At 57.7% G+C, this 17,395-nt stretch carries 17 protein-coding genes and 3 pseudogenes; 8 read left to right on the top strand and 12 right to left on the bottom strand.

Annotated elements, in window-relative coordinates; translation table 11 throughout:
• Nucleotides 1-176: 176 nt before the first annotated feature.
• The 3 genes from E1958_RS06805 to E1958_RS06795 form a co-directional block, all read right to left on the bottom strand.
• Nucleotides 177-2,381: an isochorismatase family protein gene (locus E1958_RS06805; protein ID WP_133511217.1), complete on the bottom strand. Its 2,205-nt coding sequence runs from the start codon at nucleotides 2,379-2,381 to the stop codon at nucleotides 177-179.
• Nucleotides 2,382-2,559: 178 nt separating this feature from the next.
• On the bottom strand, nucleotides 2,560-3,291 hold the full coding sequence (locus E1958_RS06800; RefSeq protein ID WP_133511216.1) for a hypothetical protein: 732 nt from the start codon (nucleotides 3,289-3,291) through the stop codon (nucleotides 2,560-2,562).
• A complete protein-coding gene (locus E1958_RS06795) occupies nucleotides 3,284-3,949 on the bottom strand; it encodes a hypothetical protein (RefSeq protein WP_133511215.1) in 666 nt (221 codons plus the stop codon). Before E1958_RS06795 ends, E1958_RS06800 begins: the two co-directional genes overlap by 8 nt.
• A gap of 550 nt (nucleotides 3,950-4,499) precedes the next feature.
• On the opposite strand from E1958_RS06795, the pseudogene E1958_RS06790 reads away from it, so the two are divergent.
• Nucleotides 4,500-4,808 (top strand): annotated as a pseudogene (locus E1958_RS06790) (transposase).
• Nucleotides 4,809-4,858: 50 nt separating this feature from the next.
• Here the strand turns inward: E1958_RS06790 and E1958_RS06785 are convergent.
• The 4 genes from E1958_RS06785 to E1958_RS06770 all read right to left on the bottom strand — a co-directional run bounded on the left by E1958_RS06785 (nucleotide 4,859) and on the right by E1958_RS06770 (nucleotide 7,615).
• Nucleotides 4,859-5,794: a sulfite exporter TauE/SafE family protein gene (locus E1958_RS06785; protein ID WP_207787728.1), complete on the bottom strand. Its 936-nt coding sequence runs from the start codon at nucleotides 5,792-5,794 to the stop codon at nucleotides 4,859-4,861.
• 102 nt (nucleotides 5,795-5,896) lie between these two features.
• On the bottom strand, nucleotides 5,897-6,547 hold the full coding sequence (locus E1958_RS06780; protein ID WP_207787727.1) for a methyltransferase family protein: 651 nt from the start codon (nucleotides 6,545-6,547) through the stop codon (nucleotides 5,897-5,899).
• 155 nt (nucleotides 6,548-6,702) lie between these two features.
• Nucleotides 6,703-6,918 (bottom strand): hypothetical protein, encoded by a 216-nt coding sequence (locus tag E1958_RS06775; RefSeq protein WP_133511213.1) that lies wholly within the window; start codon nucleotides 6,916-6,918, stop codon nucleotides 6,703-6,705.
• A gap of 193 nt (nucleotides 6,919-7,111) precedes the next feature.
• Nucleotides 7,112-7,615, bottom strand: a complete 504-nt coding sequence (locus E1958_RS06770; protein ID WP_133511212.1) for a MerR family transcriptional regulator — start codon at nucleotides 7,613-7,615, stop codon at nucleotides 7,112-7,114.
• Nucleotides 7,616-7,725: 110 nt separating this feature from the next.
• Between E1958_RS06770 and E1958_RS21210 the strand changes: the two are divergent.
• Nucleotides 7,726-7,842: pseudogene (locus tag E1958_RS21210) on the top strand (transposase); the annotation flags it as partial.
• Between the two features lie 20 nt (nucleotides 7,843-7,862).
• Here the strand turns inward: E1958_RS21210 and E1958_RS06760 are convergent.
• From E1958_RS06760 to def, 5 genes and pseudogenes are all read right to left on the bottom strand, one after another.
• Nucleotides 7,863-9,164, bottom strand: a pseudogene (locus E1958_RS06760) (carbamoyltransferase C-terminal domain-containing protein); the annotation flags it as partial.
• Between the two features lie 546 nt (nucleotides 9,165-9,710).
• Complete coding sequence (locus E1958_RS06755; protein ID WP_133511210.1) at nucleotides 9,711-10,136, bottom strand: response regulator; 426 nt, start codon at nucleotides 10,134-10,136, stop codon at nucleotides 9,711-9,713.
• 189 nt (nucleotides 10,137-10,325) lie between these two features.
• A complete protein-coding gene (locus tag E1958_RS06750) occupies nucleotides 10,326-11,486 on the bottom strand; it encodes a Fic family protein (protein WP_133511209.1) in 1,161 nt (386 codons plus the stop codon).
• Between the two features lie 388 nt (nucleotides 11,487-11,874).
• Complete coding sequence (gene fmt / locus E1958_RS06745; RefSeq protein ID WP_133511208.1) at nucleotides 11,875-12,819, bottom strand: methionyl-tRNA formyltransferase; 945 nt, start codon at nucleotides 12,817-12,819, stop codon at nucleotides 11,875-11,877.
• A gap of 85 nt (nucleotides 12,820-12,904) precedes the next feature.
• Entirely contained in the window at nucleotides 12,905-13,444 is a 540-nt protein-coding gene (def, locus tag E1958_RS06740) for a peptide deformylase (protein ID WP_133511207.1), read from the bottom strand.
• A 236-nt stretch (nucleotides 13,445-13,680) separates the two neighbouring features.
• Between def and E1958_RS21205 the strand changes: the two genes are divergently transcribed.
• The 6 genes from E1958_RS21205 (at nucleotide 13,681) to E1958_RS06710 (ending at nucleotide 17,199) form a co-directional block, all read left to right on the top strand.
• Nucleotides 13,681-13,929, top strand: a complete 249-nt coding sequence (locus tag E1958_RS21205; protein WP_341765482.1) for a toxin-antitoxin system TumE family protein — start codon at nucleotides 13,681-13,683, stop codon at nucleotides 13,927-13,929.
• Nucleotides 13,930-13,987: 58 nt separating this feature from the next.
• Nucleotides 13,988-14,344 (top strand): HVO_A0114 family putative DNA-binding protein, encoded by a 357-nt coding sequence (locus E1958_RS06730; RefSeq protein ID WP_133511206.1) that lies wholly within the window; start codon nucleotides 13,988-13,990, stop codon nucleotides 14,342-14,344.
• Between the two features lie 113 nt (nucleotides 14,345-14,457).
• Nucleotides 14,458-15,585 carry a DNA-processing protein DprA gene (gene dprA, locus E1958_RS06725; protein ID WP_133511205.1) on the top strand — a complete coding sequence of 376 codons (1,128 nt, stop codon included), beginning with the start codon at nucleotides 14,458-14,460 and terminating at the stop codon, nucleotides 15,583-15,585.
• A gap of 200 nt (nucleotides 15,586-15,785) precedes the next feature.
• Nucleotides 15,786-16,199 (top strand): hypothetical protein, encoded by a 414-nt coding sequence (locus E1958_RS06720; RefSeq protein ID WP_133511204.1) that lies wholly within the window; start codon nucleotides 15,786-15,788, stop codon nucleotides 16,197-16,199.
• 156 nt (nucleotides 16,200-16,355) lie between these two features.
• Nucleotides 16,356-16,607, top strand: a complete 252-nt coding sequence (locus E1958_RS06715) for a GlsB/YeaQ/YmgE family stress response membrane protein (RefSeq protein ID WP_089727020.1) — start codon at nucleotides 16,356-16,358, stop codon at nucleotides 16,605-16,607.
• Nucleotides 16,608-16,635: 28 nt separating this feature from the next.
• Nucleotides 16,636-17,199: a Uma2 family endonuclease gene (locus E1958_RS06710; protein WP_133511203.1), complete on the top strand. Its 564-nt coding sequence runs from the start codon at nucleotides 16,636-16,638 to the stop codon at nucleotides 17,197-17,199.
• Nucleotides 17,200-17,395: the final 196 nt, after the last annotated feature.

The following is a 17,395-nucleotide window of genomic DNA, read 5'->3' as shown; positions in this document are numbered from 1 at the left end:
AAACAACGAGTTATGGAGCGAATGAGCGGCCACGATGCCCTCATGGCTCGTTCCCACGCTCCAGCGCGGGAATGCCGTTGTGGCCGCTCCAGCGGCCAAGGTTTCATGACGCTGGAGCGTCTGGATTTGCTCCCACGCTGGAGCGTGGGAGCCAGAGGCCGATTTGTGGGGATACTTCAGGGTTGAACCCGGTTTTCTCCCCAATACGCCAGTTTTTCCTGCAGTCCGCCGATGTCAACGGGTTTGCGGATAAAGTCGGACATGCCTGCCGCCAGGCACTTTTCTCGCTCCCCCGGCAGAACATTCGCGGTAACAGCGATAATGATGGGGCAGTCCTCTTTTCCGATGTTCAGAATCTCGCGGGTTGCCCGGTAGCCATCCATATTCGGCATCCGTAGGTCCATCAGCACAATGTCGTAATGGGTTTTCTTCACATGCTCGACCGCTTCGACACCGTCGCCGGCCACCTCCGCGGGGTAGCCCATGCCGTCAAGCATCTCTGAAAGAAACTCCCGACTATCCTCATCGTCTTCGGCGAGTAGAATCTTCAGCGGCAGCCGTTCAGGCAGCTCGCGATCCAGCTTCAGGGTCGCCGGCTCCTGGGTATTCTCCGGCGGCTGGTCGCAACTCGGCGCGCGGATGGTAAAGCGAAAGGTCGAACCGACCTCCGGGGTACTCTCGACGACGAGGGTTCCATCCATCAGCTCCACCAGACGGGCCGAGATCGCCAACCCCAAGCCGGTGCCGCCGAACTCCCGAGCGACCGAGGAGTCGCCCTGGGAAAACGGCTGGAACAGCATCGCTTGACGCTCCGCGGGGATTCCGATCCCGGTGTCCCGGACGGCAAACTCCAACAGGTGGGCGTCCTTTTGGGTTGCAACTAGTTTCAGGTCGATGGTGATCCGCCCCTCCGGGGTAAACTTGATGGCATTCCCGACCAGATTGATCAGCACTTGGCGCAAGCGAGTAGGATCGCCTGCGACCGCCTCCGGCACCTCCGATGCGGTCCGAACCACCAGCTCCAACCCCTGCTCTTCGGCCTTGCCGGCGAGCAAGTCCCGGACCTCCCGGACCACCGCCCGGGGGTCGATGGGACAGGTCTCCAGGACCAGCTTTCCCGCCTCGATCCGGGAGAAATCGAGGATATCGTCGATGACCCGCAGCAGGGAACGGCCGCTGCTCCGGATGGTCTTGAGGTAGCCCTGTTGGTTCTCGTTCAGCTCCGTGTGCGACAACAGCTCCGCCATGCCGATCACCGCATTCATCGGGGTCCGGATCTCATGGCTCATGGTCGCCATAAAATGGTCCTTGGCTTGGGTAGCTGCCTCGATTGACGCCATCGCCTCCAACAACCGCTGCTCGTTCTCCTGCTGGCGCGTGATATCGTAAAGTAGACCGACGCCGCCGTTAGTGCTATCGGCATACATGCTGAGATCGAACCAGCGCACATGACCCTTTTGATGCGACATCCGTATCCTATGCGGCCCCTGAGAGGCCTGGTCCGACAACTCCTCCCAGCCGCCCCGCCGATCCTTGGGGTAGACGAAATCCATCAGGGGACGACCCACCGAGTCGCTCAGCGGATAACCGAGTAGGCCCTGCCAGGCAGGACTGACAAAGGTCAGCACCCCCTTCTCGTCACATCTGAACACGATATTGCGCAGATTTTCGACCAGCTCCCGGTACCGCTTTTCCGTCGCGGCCAACTCCTCGAAGAGACGCTGCTGGATCTGGGTCTCGGTCTCTATCTCCTCGATCCTTTTCAGCGTCTCCCGATAATGGATGTGCATCGATTCGAGCAGTTGCCGATGCTCCATGACCTGGCTATAGATGGGAAAGACCTTCTCACAGTAGAAGCCCTGCTCGAAGTCGGTGCGACCGAAGGTGCAATCGCTGAGGATGATCGTCTTGTAGCCATGTTCGACTGCGGTACGACCTGTGGAGTCGACACATATCGAGGTCAAGACCCCGGCGATGACCAGGTTCTCGATCCGATGTCTTCGCAGCACGACATCCAGCTCGGTGTCGGAGAAGGCATTGAGTCCGCGCTTTCCGGGCACTTCCAGGATCCGCTCACCGAAGGCTTGCAGCTCGGGGATCGTCTCCGCGCCCCAGGTGCCGTGCTGGAAGGCCCCCTGTTCCTTGATGGTCTTCAGGACGCCGACCGGATTCATGAGCTCGCCGTAATCCGAGGTAAAGATAATCGGGGTGGAGACGATCAGGGTCGGCATGGAAACGACCTCTTTGAGCAGAGATAGCGTGTTGCTCAAAACCTGCTCGAACCGGAGGGCCGGCTCGATCGCCTTGTGCAGTACGCCCTGTTCTGCGAAGTAGTCGTTCTGATAGCCGATCAGAAGAAGCGCGGTTTTATCGGGATACATCAGGACCCCCTTTGAGTTAAGAGACTGTCTGAAAACGCCAGTTTCTCAGATCATGGCACAGCTTGTCATCTCGACCAAGCCTGTCATCCCAACCAAAGCCTGTCATCTCGCCGAAATTTGTCATCTCGACCGCAGAGAGAACGAGCCAAGGCCGCGCCCCCGGCCTTCGGCGAGCTGTTCATCCCGCCCACTTTTTTGTCAGGCAGTCACGGAAGGCTTCCTCCGTCAGAGACATCCAATTGAAGCCGGCATGGGTTGCGGCCTCCTCCAGCGCCTCCAGCAGCTTTTGCTGGAAAGAGGCCGTCGCCGAGAAGACGCCGATCAGGGCGCCATCCACCCCCGGACACATCACGGCGAAAAGACCGGTCCTCTCGGCCAGCTCCGCGGCATGCCGGACCCAGTCGCCATTGATGCTGTCGAAGAGAAGTCGTAGCTCACGCCGGTCGATCTCGGGGGCTGGCCGGCCGGGGGCGGACAGAAAGGCGAGCTGGTCCTGCGCCCACCATGTATAGCCCGAATCATCGAACAGCTCCGTCGCCGTCTCCGGACATTCGGTGGTGACCAGATCACGGGGGTGTGACGTCCTCCCCCCGAAGTGCTGCCAAAATCTTATCTTCTTTCCTACATACCAACGGCCCAATAATCTGCGCGCCAGGTTTTCCTTGCTCAACCGCTCCAAGTCGTCCAGGAACGATTTCATTTCGGCACTGTGCAGATAGGTGACACTCGCCAGGGAGGTCATGGCGCGCGCGAGCACCATGCCGACCGCCTCCGGCATACCGCCATCCACGGGCCAGGGTATCAGGTGCCAACCGAGCAGGAAGACACTGCCCCGATCGGTGATGAGGGAACCCAGTTGCCAGTAATTGCCGCGCGGTTCGGGGCAGACGCAGATTGTCGATTTAGTCATGAGGGGCCGCTGTCCTCTGCAAGGGGATGAAGAAGGTGCCTTTGACCCAGTCGTATACCTGACCGCCGAGCACGGTGCCGCCGACATAGCCGCCGAGACCGCCGATGATACAGCCGCCGATTCCGCCTGCCGCCATGCCGAGTGGTGAGGCCGGGGAACCCAGGGCCGCGCCGCCAGCGCCCCCGGCCTTACATCCTGCCCAAGCCAATGCCCAAGCGGAGACTACTTGAGAGGCCCGGTTCAATGGAGTGCTGGATCTGACGATGGAGACGGTATCGGCGGTGATGCCGGCGACCAGGAATACCCGCCCGCCCCAACGGAAATACCTGGCACTCTTATAAGCGATCTCACCGGCCCGGCCTGCGGGGGTGTGGTCTTCAATCCCGAATTTTGCGTAGCCTCTCTTGTGGTTCCAGTGAAAGTCTATGGTACGGGTCCTGGGGTTGTCCCCATAATCGAGTCTCAGGAGCCGTTCTTTTCCTGTCTTGTCCTGAAAAAACAAGGTCGATGTCGATGTGGGCCTGCGTTTAGGATTATTTGTCCGGAGTCCGATGTACAAGCCGCCGCTGTTCGGGATCGGGATTTGGAGCACGGCGGCTTGGCCGATGGCGTAGGGTATAGCGCCGTGCCACAGGTTATCTTGAATATGCTGGGTCATTGGTCTGTTTCTCTTGAGGTGGTGCTCGACAATCGTTGGCCGGGGGGCTGACGGAGATTTAAGTGGAATCGATAGGGGGTAGACTAGCCCATAGGATGCGGTGAGAGGAACGAACCGCATCGTCAATCCGCGGGGAGCCCGCATAAGGTTTTGAGTTAGGAGACTGTCTGAAAGGCCGGTTTCTCAGGTCATGGCACAGCTTGTCATCTCGCCGAAATTTGTCATCTCGACCGAAGGGAGAGATCTTCAAAACTTCCTTCTCTTTCCGTTTCCAGCATTCACTATCATTGCTCACCTCATGAATGATTCTCTGGGGAATGCAATGGCTGTTCGAAATAAAAGGTCAAAGCGAATAGCTAGATTCCATTGGTTACAAAATTATCCTCGCCAACGTCTGATATAAGAGGAAAGGCAGGTCGGCGTGGTTTGAGACTCTAATTAGAATTTTAGTAAACTACCGGCTTTGCCGGTGCGACTAGAAAAGGCTCTGCCGTTCCTGCGGTAAAAAGCCTCCTGAGGAAAGCCCCGGGGCCTCACTCAGGAGGTAACCATGAAAGAATGGCAAAGTTTAGCCCACGTGAGATGGGAATGTAAGTATCATCTGGTGTTTGTTCCAAAATACCACCGGAAGGTACTGTAGTTCAGTGTTGCGATGGTTGTCGGGTACCTGAAAGGGAAATCAGCGATCCAGATTCACCGGCAGCTGTTCGGGGTGAAGAAAGGATTTACCGAGAAGCACTTTTGGTCCAGAGGGTACTGCGTGAGCACGGTCGGTCTGGATGAAGAGATCGTTCGCGCCTACATCCGTAACCAGGAACAACAGGATCGTCAGAACTCACTAGATTTCAGCGACTCATAGCCCCTTTTAGGGGCTTTCCTCAAGCTACCCGCTATGCGGGTAGTTGGTGACTACACGGGACCTGACATCGAAGACATCTCATAACGTTGGGTCCGCAACATCATAAAGTACAGCGATAGGCACATGATTGTGACGAGCAGGCTATACCAGACCACAGACGTCCGTAGTGGAATTATGAGTAGAGAACTGATCAATTCCAATGAAATGAGCCCGATCAGGAATTTGGCAATCATCAAACGGGACATGTATGCGCATAGAATGGCTCCTAGTGACGCACCGATGACGACGACCGGAAAGGCAGCCATCCAGTAGCTGAACACTACTTCGTTCATCTGGCCTAGGAAAACAAAATAGACCACGACACCGACGATGGAATTGATTGCCATCAGGATCACGGAGGTTGGGGTCGCTACTTTTTCACTAACCCGAAACAGCAGCACCAGTGTCGAGAAAATGACTATATCAAGTCCCGTCCCTACCACGCTGGCAAGGATTCCGCCCGCGAATCCCAAAGCGATTAACAGATTCCTCTCGAATTTCCCATTGGTAGGCATCTGATCATGGCAGCAATGCTCGCCCCGATTCAAGATATAGAGGACCACTGCGAAACTACTAGTCATCGCGGTAAAAGTCATTTTGGTTACGTCAGGTGGCAACAACGGAGCTAGTCCGGTGGCACCGACCGACATTCCAGCGGCACCCCCAAGGCTTGCCCAACCGATCACCCACCATTCCACTTTGACCCTCATCAACATGATCACGATGGAGGCGGCTGCCATCCCGATGCTCTGAATTGCAAGGGAGAAGAGTTTGGCGTCCCATGGCGTGACATGAAGCAACTTTGTAAAGACCGGAAAAGCTACCGCACCACCGCCTTCACTGGTAGCACCCGCCACCATCGAACCAAACATCATGGTAAGTGTAATGGGCCAATGTTGCTCTACGTAATAGAAAGCGCTTTTCGGTCCAAGCAGTCCGATTCTCATCCAGAGCAACCAAGAAATAACTGCCACCCATAAGCTGATTTGAAACCGTCTTGAAAGTATCATGTGGCAATCCCTTTAGAAAAGATCTCCTGAGAAATCGTGTCAATAAATGAACGGAATGAGGGCGTACGTCTCGTCCCGATAGTGCTTATAATCCTCACCAAAAACACGGGACAGAGCGGTTTCTTCGACACGGATTCGATAAAGGTATGCGGGGATTCCGACTACGAGAAACAGCGCGAGCGCGATGGTGCTCTGAAGCATCAGAATGATTCCAGTAAACCCCAATAAAAGTCCCGTATAGCTCGGGTGACGCAGTACTCGATATACGCCGTTCTTTATCAACTGGTGATCATTGGTTGTCTGAACCTTGGTAACAAAAAACCGTCCCAAGGTCTTGATCGAGATATACCGCAACCACACACCACCTGTGAACAGCAATAAACCTGTCACCAGGGGCACATCCGGTAATGGGGGTAAACGAAAAGGATAATTCAGTCCCCTATCCACGAAAGCCAGTATTACCGATATGAATGAGATTACCAGGAAGGAGCGTGATAGAATACCGTGTGTTGTACTGTTGGTCGGTGCATGCCCTAATCGCACACGCATCACCTCCATGAAAAGCCAACTCGCAAAGGCCACGTTGGCCGTCAGCATGATTGCATCTGGTATCCTATCGCTAATGGTCGTCAGCAGCAGAAATAGAGCCTCAAACAGTCCTAAGATTATCAAGGCTTGCTTCCACATCATTACCTCCATCATCCTATCTACTGGTAACTAGTGCAGTATTTCAGCTTATTTTGTATGTTCAAGGGTCGGTAGGATGGGGGAACCTCGTATACCCATTGGTCCTGTACAAGCAAAATAAAGTGAAACGGCGTACTAGTGCCAAGATCGTCACCTGATTACAGGTCTACGACGTTCCCCTGATATCCCGCTGCGGTAATTGCGTTCAGGAGTGTTGGCGGAGCCAATAGATTAGACTGGAAGTCGACCAGCAACAGATCAGCTTGGCGCGGTGTTACATTGGATACTCCCTTCAATTCCTCAAGCAGCCTGACGACTGTTGGCAACACATCACGATCACCACCGGTTTTTATGCGGACCATCGTTCTCGACATGCGATTTTCCTTTGGTTAGTAGAGAAAAAACATCACAACAGAAATATTAAATCTGTTTTTTACGTTAAGGTCAAATTTTTTTCCGCAATTTTTCTGCTCCCTCTGATTCGAGGTTGCATCCTTGTCCCGTTTCAGCCACGTGAGGAAAGTTTGGTGCCCGGCGGTCGAGAAAGGAGCAGCGTTGGTATGCTGGTCAGGCCGGTGGCGCGTCGATCTGGTCCCACACCAGCTTGAGGAGAAGGGAGTCAGGTAGTGCCTCGCCGATGGGGCAGGAATCGCAGTTGCGGCGATCGGGGCGCTTAGCGCAACTAAAACAACGGCGCACCAGGCGTTTGGTCACCTTGATGTCAGCCAGTAACCAGCGATATTGTATTAATTTTGCTTCTGTATCGCGGCGCAGCTCTTCCAAGATGGATGTCACGTGACGACTCGACTCGTCGCCATTCCTGCTCTCTGGCCGAACCGAAGCGAGTTGTCGGATCTTCTCTATCGGCATACCAAGCTGGCTTAAGAGTAAGATCGCTTGGAGCCGTTCTATGTCGTCCTCCCCATAGTGCCGGGTTCCCTTTTCGCTACGACGTGGCCGGATGAGGCCCTCCTGATCATAGAAACGGAGGGTACGCGGGGTTGTCCCTAGCCGTTCGGCTACCTCTCCAATCTTCATGGCAGGCTTATCACTGTGGGGGTCGTTGAGCATAGGACTATCTTAATGATTATTGTCGAGTCTAGAAAGGACGATACGAATTTTCTCTGGACACATATTTTAATGTTGACGTAAGAAATAGTTGAAGTAATTCACACTTGACTATGATCGCTCCCCGCTCCGCTCTCGTCTCCCTTGAGGACACCCCTTGGTATCACTGCGTATGCCGCTGCGTGCGCCGTGCCTTCTTGTGTGGCAAGGACCACTTCTCGGGCATGAATAAGGTTACGATCTTGTGACACAAGCCATGCAACCAGGGGTTTTCCTGCGCGGTGACGGTCTGAATCCGGCCACTGCCATCGACGTGGGTGACCGACGGCAGCCGGGCCCGATATTCGGGACGGATGGCGGCAATCAACAGCATGAAGGGGGAGGGGGTCTCTTGTTCAAAGACCTCCGCGACCACCTCTTCCGGGATGACCGGGGCATAGGGACGAAAGGGTTCCCGGAATTTGACCCGCGCATTGAGGATGTCCCGCATCTTGGCAAAGGTCGGATCGGCCAGGATCGAGCGGTGCCCCAGAGCGCGCGGGCCATATTCCGACCCCCCCTGGAAACAGGCGACGATCTGCCCCTGCGCCAGTGCTCCGGCGGTCTCTTCGGTGCCGTCGGAGGGCGCGAGGTGCTGGATCTCGATGCGGTCGGTGAACGTCTGCAGGGCCTTGTGGATCTCTTCTTGGCGGTAACTGTGTCCCAGGGTTGCGCGCCGCAGTCGTTTTCGCTGCGGGTCCTGCTCGCTGGTGGCATAGGCCCAGAGGGCACATCCGGCGGCAATGCCGGCATCCCCGGCGGCGGGAAAGATAAAGACCGCTTCGAGTGGAAGTTCCTGCTGTAGCCGATAATTGGCCACCGCATTGAGCGCCACGCCGCCGGCAAGACACAGCTTTTTCACTCCGGTCTGGTGGACCGCCTGACCGACCAGGTACAGGAGCGCCTGTTCCAGTTCCCGTTGGACCTTATAGGCGAGATCCACCAGCCAGGGGTGTGGCCGGGGGGTTCCCTTAAGCGATTCACTGGGCCCGTCGTCCTGACTCCCGCCATAGCGTTTTTCAAGTGCCGCGACCTCCAGAAAGATGTCGTAGGCGGAGATCCCCAGGCTGTACCCCCCATCTTCGGGGAAGCGAATCCAAGGCTGCCAGTGACGCTGTTCGCGTCCATAGGGGGCGAGTCCCATGAGTTTGCCCGGCTCCGCAATGGTCAGGTCGGCACCGACCGGGGTGACAAAGCCGGCCTTGCGGGTCAGGTACTCATAGAGAAAGCCCAGGGTGGAAAGACCGGCCAGGTGGGCGGCTACCTGCTCGCTGTGCAGCAGACGGATGCGGTTACCCTGGGCCTGGTAGAGGGAGTAGGATTCGGTTTCATGGGTGTCGGTTGTGGTACCGCCGGCATCGGCCACCAGGATGATGGCCTGCTCAAACCCGGAGGGCCAATAGGCGCTGTAGGCGTGGGCCAGATGGTGGCTCGGAAGCTGCCGGATCTTGTCGCGCAGACTGGCGGATAGGGCCCCGGCGAGAATCTTCGGGGCATGATCGATGCCGGGCATATTGGCGGTAATCGAGACCAGCTCGGAGAGGTCGATGCCGCATGCGTCGAGACAATAACGAATCGCCCGCTCAGGTAGCTGGATGGAACGGGGATCGGTGGAGGACTGAAGGGGCATCCCGACGCTATACTTGTTCCGGTCAAGGCGTTCCTGTTGGATGGCAACCGCGATCGCTCCATCGCGCACCAAGGCAGCCGCCCGGTCGTGCCCCAGGTTGATGCCTAGGTGCCAACCCGCCGTTTTTTGGTAGCCCTCGAACATGAGTTATTCGTATCTATATGAACACTTCCCCGGCTAAGAGGCTGTCTAAAAACTGAGCCATTGATTTTAAATCGGTAGGCTGGGTCGAGGGACGAGACCCAGCAAACCAACTGGCCTATCACGCTCGTTCCCACGCTCCAGCGTGGGAACGGCAGCTTGTCCGCTCCAGCGGACGCGGCTCTTCTAAACGCTGGGTTTCGTTCCTCAACCTAGCCTACTCCTGACTCTGGTCTGCGGCCCTTTTTTAGACAGCCTCTAACGCCATGACTTTAAAGTGTCAGGGCTTTACCTCAGAGAGAATTGTTCCAGCACTTCCTCCAGTAACTCGACGGTTATCGGTTTTTGCCTAAAACCGTCCATTCCTGCCGCAAGACCTCGCTTCCGCTTTTCTTGGTCGGTGTCTGAGGTCAGACCAACGATGGGAACCTTCTTCTCGGTAGATTTTTCCTCCGCGCGAATGCGTCTCGTCGCCTCAAAGCCATCGAGTTTGGGTAGGACGCAGTCCATCAAGATAAGATGGTAGCTATTTTCCCGCCACTGCTTTACTGCCTGCTCTCCGTCACTCGCCACATCCACCGAGTACCCCAGTATCCGCAGCAGCCCGGATATCACATCCCCGAGTGCGGGGTTATCCTCCGCCGCCAGGATGCGACAATCGGAAGGTGACTGCGCGGGTTTTTGCGGGTAAGCAGTCGCTTGAGAATTTGTCATTTTCAGATTTCCTTCGGGATTTTCCGGTTCTCATCACCCCCTGTTGAATTGCCGGAAGCCGACGTAATGGGGCGCAGAGACTGTCTAAAAAAGGGTCGTAGGCCGGAGTAGGCGGTAGGCTGGGTTGAGGAACGAAACCCAGCGTTTAGGGGCAAGTTTGGTCTGCTGGGTCTCGTCCCTCGACCCAGCCTACCGATTTGAAATCAATGGGTTAGTTTTTAGACAGCCTCTTAGTGTAGGTAATTCCTCTGAGGTTGGAAGCCGGTAGCTTGTACTCCGTCCGCCGCCGGGGTTTTGGATCAGAAGGCCGCGATCTGTCAGCTTTCGAATATCGCGGAGTGCTGTATCCTGTGAGCATCGTGCCAGCTTGGCATATTTAGACGTGCGCATATGCCCTTTGAAGCCGTCCAGCATCCGGTTCAGGACCAGTTTTTGTCGCTCATTCACACCGTCGCGGTTGGCGTATGCCCAGAGTGAGGCTTTGAAGAGCACGGCCTGCAATGTGTTTTCAGCACTGTTCAAGGCCCGTCTCAAGCAATCAAGGAACCAGGTCAGCCAGGGGGTGACATCCAGCCCATTGCGTTGCTGGGTTTCCAACCGCTCATAATAGGCCCTTCGCTCATCCTCGATCTGCGCTGACATGCTATAGAAGCGGTCCTTGGTGCGATCTGAACGCGCAAGGGACATATCCGCAATCGCCCGTGCAATCCGGCCATTGCCATCTTCGAAGGGATGGATGGTCACGAACCAGAAATGCGCCAGCCCGGCTTTGAGCACAGGATCGATCCCCTGATCCGCCTCGAACCAGGTCAGGAATGCCTCCATCTCAACATCGAGGCGGTCCGCATCCGGCGCTTGAAAATGCACCTTCTCTCGGCCAATCGGGCCGGAGACCACCTGCATCGCTCCAGCCGATTCTGGCCTCCATGCTCCGACCGTGATCCTATGGATACCGCTGCGCCTGGTCGGAAACAGCGCGGCATGCCAACCGAACAACCTTTCCGCAGTCAGAGACTTTGAGAAATTCTGCGTCGCATCGAGCATCATCTCGACAATCCCCTCAACATCACGATTGGCAGGAACCAGGCCGCCGATATCGATCCCGAGACGTTTGGCGATAGAGGAGCGCACCTCTTCCGGGTCAAGCATTTCCCCTTCAATCGCTGAAGACTTCACCACATCGGCCGTCAGCATATCCAGGCTTGCTTCCTGGCGAAGCGCGAAGCCCATCCCTTCCATGCGGCCAAGCAGCCGTCCTTGCCGGTGCCGAAGGTCTGTCAGCCTGAAGGCAAGCGCCTGCGCATCCCATGTGAGGGCTGGCCATCCATCTTGCTTATGTATCCATGTCATAATCGCCGCATCCTTTGCGGAGATTATATCACCTATTCACCGCATCAGCGTGCATTTTGCGGTGAATAAGCTTTCTATTCGCCGCTCAGAGGCTGCCCAAAAAAGGGCCGTAGGCCGGATAGGTAGTAGGCTGGGTTGAGGAACGAAACCCAGCGGGTAGTGGTTAATGTCTAAGTTGGAACATGACCAACAGCACTGGCCGCTATGCCCCCTCTCCCTACCGGGAGAGGGTTGGGGAGAGGGGATCAAAAAGATGAATCGCTCTACTTTGACACTTATAAACTTACCACTACCACCCAGCGTTTAGGGGCAAGTTTGATCTGCTGGGTCTCGTCTCTCGACTCAGCCTACCGACTTGAAATCAATGGGTTAGTTTTTAAACAGCCTCTCAGCCAAATGTTTCCCCTTCCACATGGTGGGCGTTGAGAAATGCGGCGGCCGCCATGGGCCGTCTCCCCTGGGGCTGGAGGCGCGTGATGCGCAGTAGGCCATCCCCGGTCGCCACATCGATGCCGGTCTTGCCGGCCCGGACGACCCGGCCCGGCGGCTCCGGTCCGGCATCCACGTCGGGCAGCTCACTGCCCCACAGCCGCAGGGTAGTCTCGCCGAGCCTGGTCTGGGCCACGGGCCAGGGATCGAAGGCGCGTATCATGCGGTTCAGCTCGACGGCAGGGCGGGACCAGTCGATCCGGGCCTCTTCTTTGGTGAGCTTCTCGGCATAGGTAGCCAAGGCATCGTCCTGGGGTTCGGGCGTCAAGGTACCGTCGGCAATGCCGGGCAGTGCCTCCAGCAGGGCGGAGGCCCCCAGGGCGGCGAGCTTGTCGTGCAGGCTGCACCCGGTCTCGTTCTCTTCCAGCGGGATGGCCTGCTGCAAGTATAGGGGGCCGGTGTCCAGGCCGGCTTCCATGCCCATGATGGTTACGCCGCTCTCCCGGTCGCCGGCGAGTATACAACGCGCGATGGGGGCCGCTCCGCGCCAGCGCGGCAACAGGGATGCATGTACGTTGACACAGCCTAGCCGCGGTGGCTCGAGCACCGGCGGCGGGAGCAAATGGCCGTAGGCGACGACTACTATAAGGTCGGCCTCGTGTCGGCGTAGGGACCGGACGACCCCAGGATCGCGCAGGGTAGGGGGCTGGAAGACCGGCAGCCCGGCGGCCGTTGCCGTTTCCTTGACCGGACTGGCGGTGAGTCTGCGACCACGGCCGGCGGGGCGGTCGGGCTGGGTATAGACGGCCCTGATGTCCTGTCCCGCGTCGATTAAGGCGCGTAGGCTCGGGACCGAGAATGGGGGGGTTCCGGCGAAGACGATCTTAAGCGGTGCCGTCGTCATGAAATCCGCACCTGGACGCAATCCGACGCCGGCGAATGCATCCTCATTGGTCGGTAAACCAAGACAGCTCCGGGGCAGAGCTTTGTTAGATGGCCCTGCGTCTGGGAGCGGCAGGTGGAGGACGCTGTTGCCGTTGGTCCTTTTCCAGCTTCTTGCGGATCCGTTGGCGCTTGAGGGGGGAGAGATAATCCACAAAGAGCTTGCCGTCGAGGTGGTCGACCTCGTGTTGGATGCAGACCGCCAGCAGGCCGTCCGCCTCCAGCTCGAAGGACTCGCCGTCGCGGTCCAGGGCGCGTACCCTGATGGTCTCGGCGCGGCCGACGACCTGCTCGTAGAATCCGGGCACGGACAGACAGCCTTCTGCTCTCTCCTGTTGACCCCGGCGTTTGAGGATCTCCGGATTGATCAGGCACAGCGGAGAATCTTGCTGCTCGGAAACATCCGCGACGACGATCCGCAACGGGATGTTCACCTGGATGGCCGCCAGGCCGATTCCCGGCGCCTGGTACATGGTCTCGAACATGGCATCGACGGTATGCCGGATCTTATCGTTCACCACAGGCACCGGCTTGGCCTTGTTGCGCAGCCGCGCATCCGGAAAGGTCAGGATTTCGAGGGTGCTCATTGTGTGCTGTTCCAGCGTGCCCGAGCGCAAGGTGCGGTAAGGAGTATACCACCGACGGCATCGTTATTTGTCCGCACGGACTTCGCGTTGAGTGTAGGTTGCGTTAGCCGCATGGGAAAACGCTTTTGGGGGCACGGCATCGAGCGCGGCGTAACGCAACACGACGCCTTCTCAGGCCGCACCAAATAATGCCGGACAGCGCTGTTTGGGTATGGTCTTTTAAACCATAGCTGTCTATGTCATGCTTGGCGTTCATGAAGGCGCGCCAAATCTTTCGTTATAAGGATCGGCAAGGTGACGTCATCGTTGAGATGGTGATCTGGGCGCTTCCATCCGCCTCTGCGGAACGACCACACGGCATAAAGTACCGTTTGTTCTGCGGTCGGTCCGGGGAATGTTTGGTGCGCTACGACAACGAAGCCGGCAAGGGTGATCACCGGCACTATGGGGATCACGAGGCGTTTTATCACGTCCAATCGGTATAGATCGTCTGCTTCCCGACTTCCGACGAGATTGCACCCGTCTAGGGGGTTGGAGGTGGGAATGAACCGAATCGAGATCAGTGTGTTGAAGCCTGATGCGGCGTTGCGCGCGTTCGCCGGGACCTGGCAGGTGGCCGACGCCGGACACGCGGTTACGCCCAGGCTCGCTTTCGGCAGTTTACGTGAGTTATTCTCGGCCATTACCGAAAAGCGTCTCGATTTGCTGCGTCACCTGGCGGTCCACGAAGGACTGAACGTCAAGCAACTGGCGAAGTCCTTGAGGCGGGACTACAAGAACGTCCATACGGACGTGACGAGTCTCGTCGAGCTGGGACTGGTGGACCGGGATACGGATGGAACCCTGTCTACCCCATACGACGAAATCATCATCCATGCAGGCATTCGGGATGCTGCATGAGTTAGGGGAAAACTCTATACCCTTTTTGCCCTACCGATCATGACTGCGCGAGTGTCCCTTTCGGTCGTTGCAGGTCCGTGTTGAACGGGCTAGATCCTGCCGGAGCCGGGGCCTTGTCTTCTACCACCAGAGAACGCCTACGGGCTTGGCTGATCCTGGGCCGCATCCCCGGTGTGGGACCACGTGTGGCGGGCCGTCTGGTCGAGCATTTCGGCGATCCGATCCGGGTACTGGCCACCGGACGCGCGGAGCTTGAGGCCATTGGCTTGAAGCCGGCGCTGGTGGATGCCGTCCTGGATCCCCCGGAGGCCGCGGCCGATGCCGATCTGGCCTGGGCCGAAGGGGAGGGGGTACAGATTCTGACCCGGGACGATCCCCGCTATCCGCCCCTGTTGGCAGAGGTGTCCACGCCGCCGATCCTGTTGTTCGTGCGCGGGGACCCCGAGGTCCTCAAGGACCCGATGCTCGCCATCGTAGGCAGCCGTAATCCTACGCCCACCGGGCGGGAGACGACCAGCGACTTCGCACGCTATCTCGCCGCCTGCGGGCTGACCATCGTCAGTGGTCTGGCGATCGGAATCGACGGTGCCGCCCATGCCGGCGCCTTGGAGGGCGGGCGGACGGTGGCGGTGCTCGGGACCGGGCCGGATCGTGTCTACCCGGCGGCCCATCGGGATTTGGCGCGACGGATCGCCGAGAAGGGTGCCCTGGTCACCGAGTATCCGCCCGGCACCGCACCGGTCGGTCGCAACTTTCCGCGCCGCAACCGCATGATCAGCGGCCTGAGCCTGGGGACCCTGGTAACGGAGGCGGCGCTCAAGAGCGGCTCCCTGATCACCGCCCGCTATGCCGTCGAGCAGGGGCGGGAGGTCTTTGCCATCCCCGGATCGATCCACAACCCCCTGGCGCGTGGTTGTCATGCGCTCATCAGAGATGGGGCCAAGCTGGTGGAGTCCGCCGCGGATATCCTCGAGGAGCTGGCTCCTCTGTTGGGCCCCCTCACCGCCGAGACGACCGAGCCGGACGGGAGCGGCAGCGGCGATCCGGGAGATCTGGATGCGGACTACCTGCGGCTGCTCGAAAACCTGGGACATGATCCGGTATCCCCGGACGACCTGATACGCCGCACCGGTCTGCCCGCACAGGACATTGCCTCCATGCTCCTGTTACTGGAGTTGAAGGGATATGTGTCCTCATGTCCCGGCGGGCGGTATTGCCGCAGCACCATGACAAATTCCTGAATCCGTGAGGTAAAAGATGGTTAGTTCCAATCTCGGATTTTACCTCACGGATTACTGTCATCCTGAGCGTAGCGAGGGATCTTCATAACCAATCCACAAAGCCCCTCTCCCGCCGAGGGTGTCGCAACAGCCCCGCTCCCGGTCTCTGGTTTCCACGCAGCGAGACTGTGAAAGTATTCGGTTTTCCCGGAAGCGGTGGGATGAAGCTACCATATTTCACGCTGAATTCCGTATCGAGAAAACTCAGCCTGACTGATGACCATTTGGACCGGCGACTCGGCATTCAGGTTTTACCCGATAGCCGGAAGGGCCAACGAAATATCGGTAGTCTCGGGAGCCGACAGAATGTCGGCGGTCCCAGGGGCCGACAACATATCGGCGCTTCCGGGGACGTGAGTCCGGCTGGGACCGCCGTCTTTCAGACGGCTTACGGACCCCATCACCAGCTGGCGGCAACGCTCAGAGCAGATGCCCTCTGGGCCGCACCCGATAACGCCGGACAGCCGGCAGGTTTGATTGTCTCCAAGCAATGGGCATTGGGTTGGGGAGAGGGGGTCAAAGAGCGAAGATCGGTGCCTTTCGGACTCTGGTTGCGAGGCGTTGACCTGAAGTAGATGAGGGTTTACCGTGAGGTAACCTGTGCCAGGGTGATATCCAACCGTCCGGTTCCACGGGTAGCGGCCTGCAACCGGCTGGGCGGACGAGGAAATCACTGTGAAGTTTCGCAGGTCGATCCCACACCATGAGCAACCACTTCCGGAGGTGACACGATGGGCATTTTAAGCTGGATTCTGTTGGGTCTTATCGTAGGGGTTTTGGCAAAGTGGATCATGCCCGGCGATGATCCGGGCGGCATTATCGTCACCATTCTTATCGGTATCGCCGGCGCTTTTCTAGGCGGTTTTGCGGGCACGCAACTAGGTGTCGGTGCCGTAGACGGCTTCAACTTGGTGAGCATAGGCCTGGCTATGGCCGGCGCCCTGGTTTTGCTGCTCGCTTACCGGATTCTTTTCAAAAAGTAATCGTGTCTCCAGCTACGGAGAGTAAGGAATGCAACCGCAAGCCAGGCTGACGCTCTACGAACATCTTGAGGCCCTGCCCGAGGGTGTAACCGGGGAAATTCTAGACGGCCAACTCCACACCCAGCCTCGGCCCTCGATACCCCATGTGAATGCCAACCTTGTGCTCGGGAGTGAACTGGAAGGACCTTTTCAGAGGGGCCGAGGTGGCCCCGGCGGTTGGTGGATCTTCATCGAGCCCGAGGTGCACTTCGTGCGCAATACCGAGGTCGTGGTACCGGATCTAGCCGGCTGGCGACGTGAGCGTATGCCGGTACCTCCGGAGGGCCACCGTGTCGAGGTGGTTCCGGATTGGGTGTGCGAGATCCTGTCCCCATCCACAGCGAGCAGGGACCGTGAGATCAAAATGCCGCTCTACGCGCAGTATGGTGTGCGCTATGCCTGGTTGGTCGATCCTGCCAAGCGCACGCTGGAGGTGTACCAACTCGATGCCGATGCCTGGCTTGAGGTCAGCCACTTTGCCGCTGACCGGGTTACTGCACCGCCGTTCGAGGCCGTATCTATCGTTTTAGAAGACCTGTGGTTGCCGGCCTAAAAATCGCAACCATGGAAGGACCCCTGGAAAGGCTGTTGGTAGTGGTAAATTTTTAGGCTCTTATGGATTCCGGACTGCTTTGGAGTGCGCTGGCTGCTGTTTAACCTTTACTTTACATAATATACATTATGCGCAATATTGAACGTTTTCAAGTTCAGGGTCATCGTTTTGCCGACAACCCAAATTAGCTGACAAT

The organism is Candidatus Thiosymbion oneisti (assembly GCF_004359955.1).
GTDB lineage: Bacteria > Pseudomonadota > Gammaproteobacteria > Chromatiales > Chromatiaceae > Thiosymbion > Thiosymbion oneisti.
This window is presented reverse-complemented; position numbering and strand designations above follow the sequence as displayed.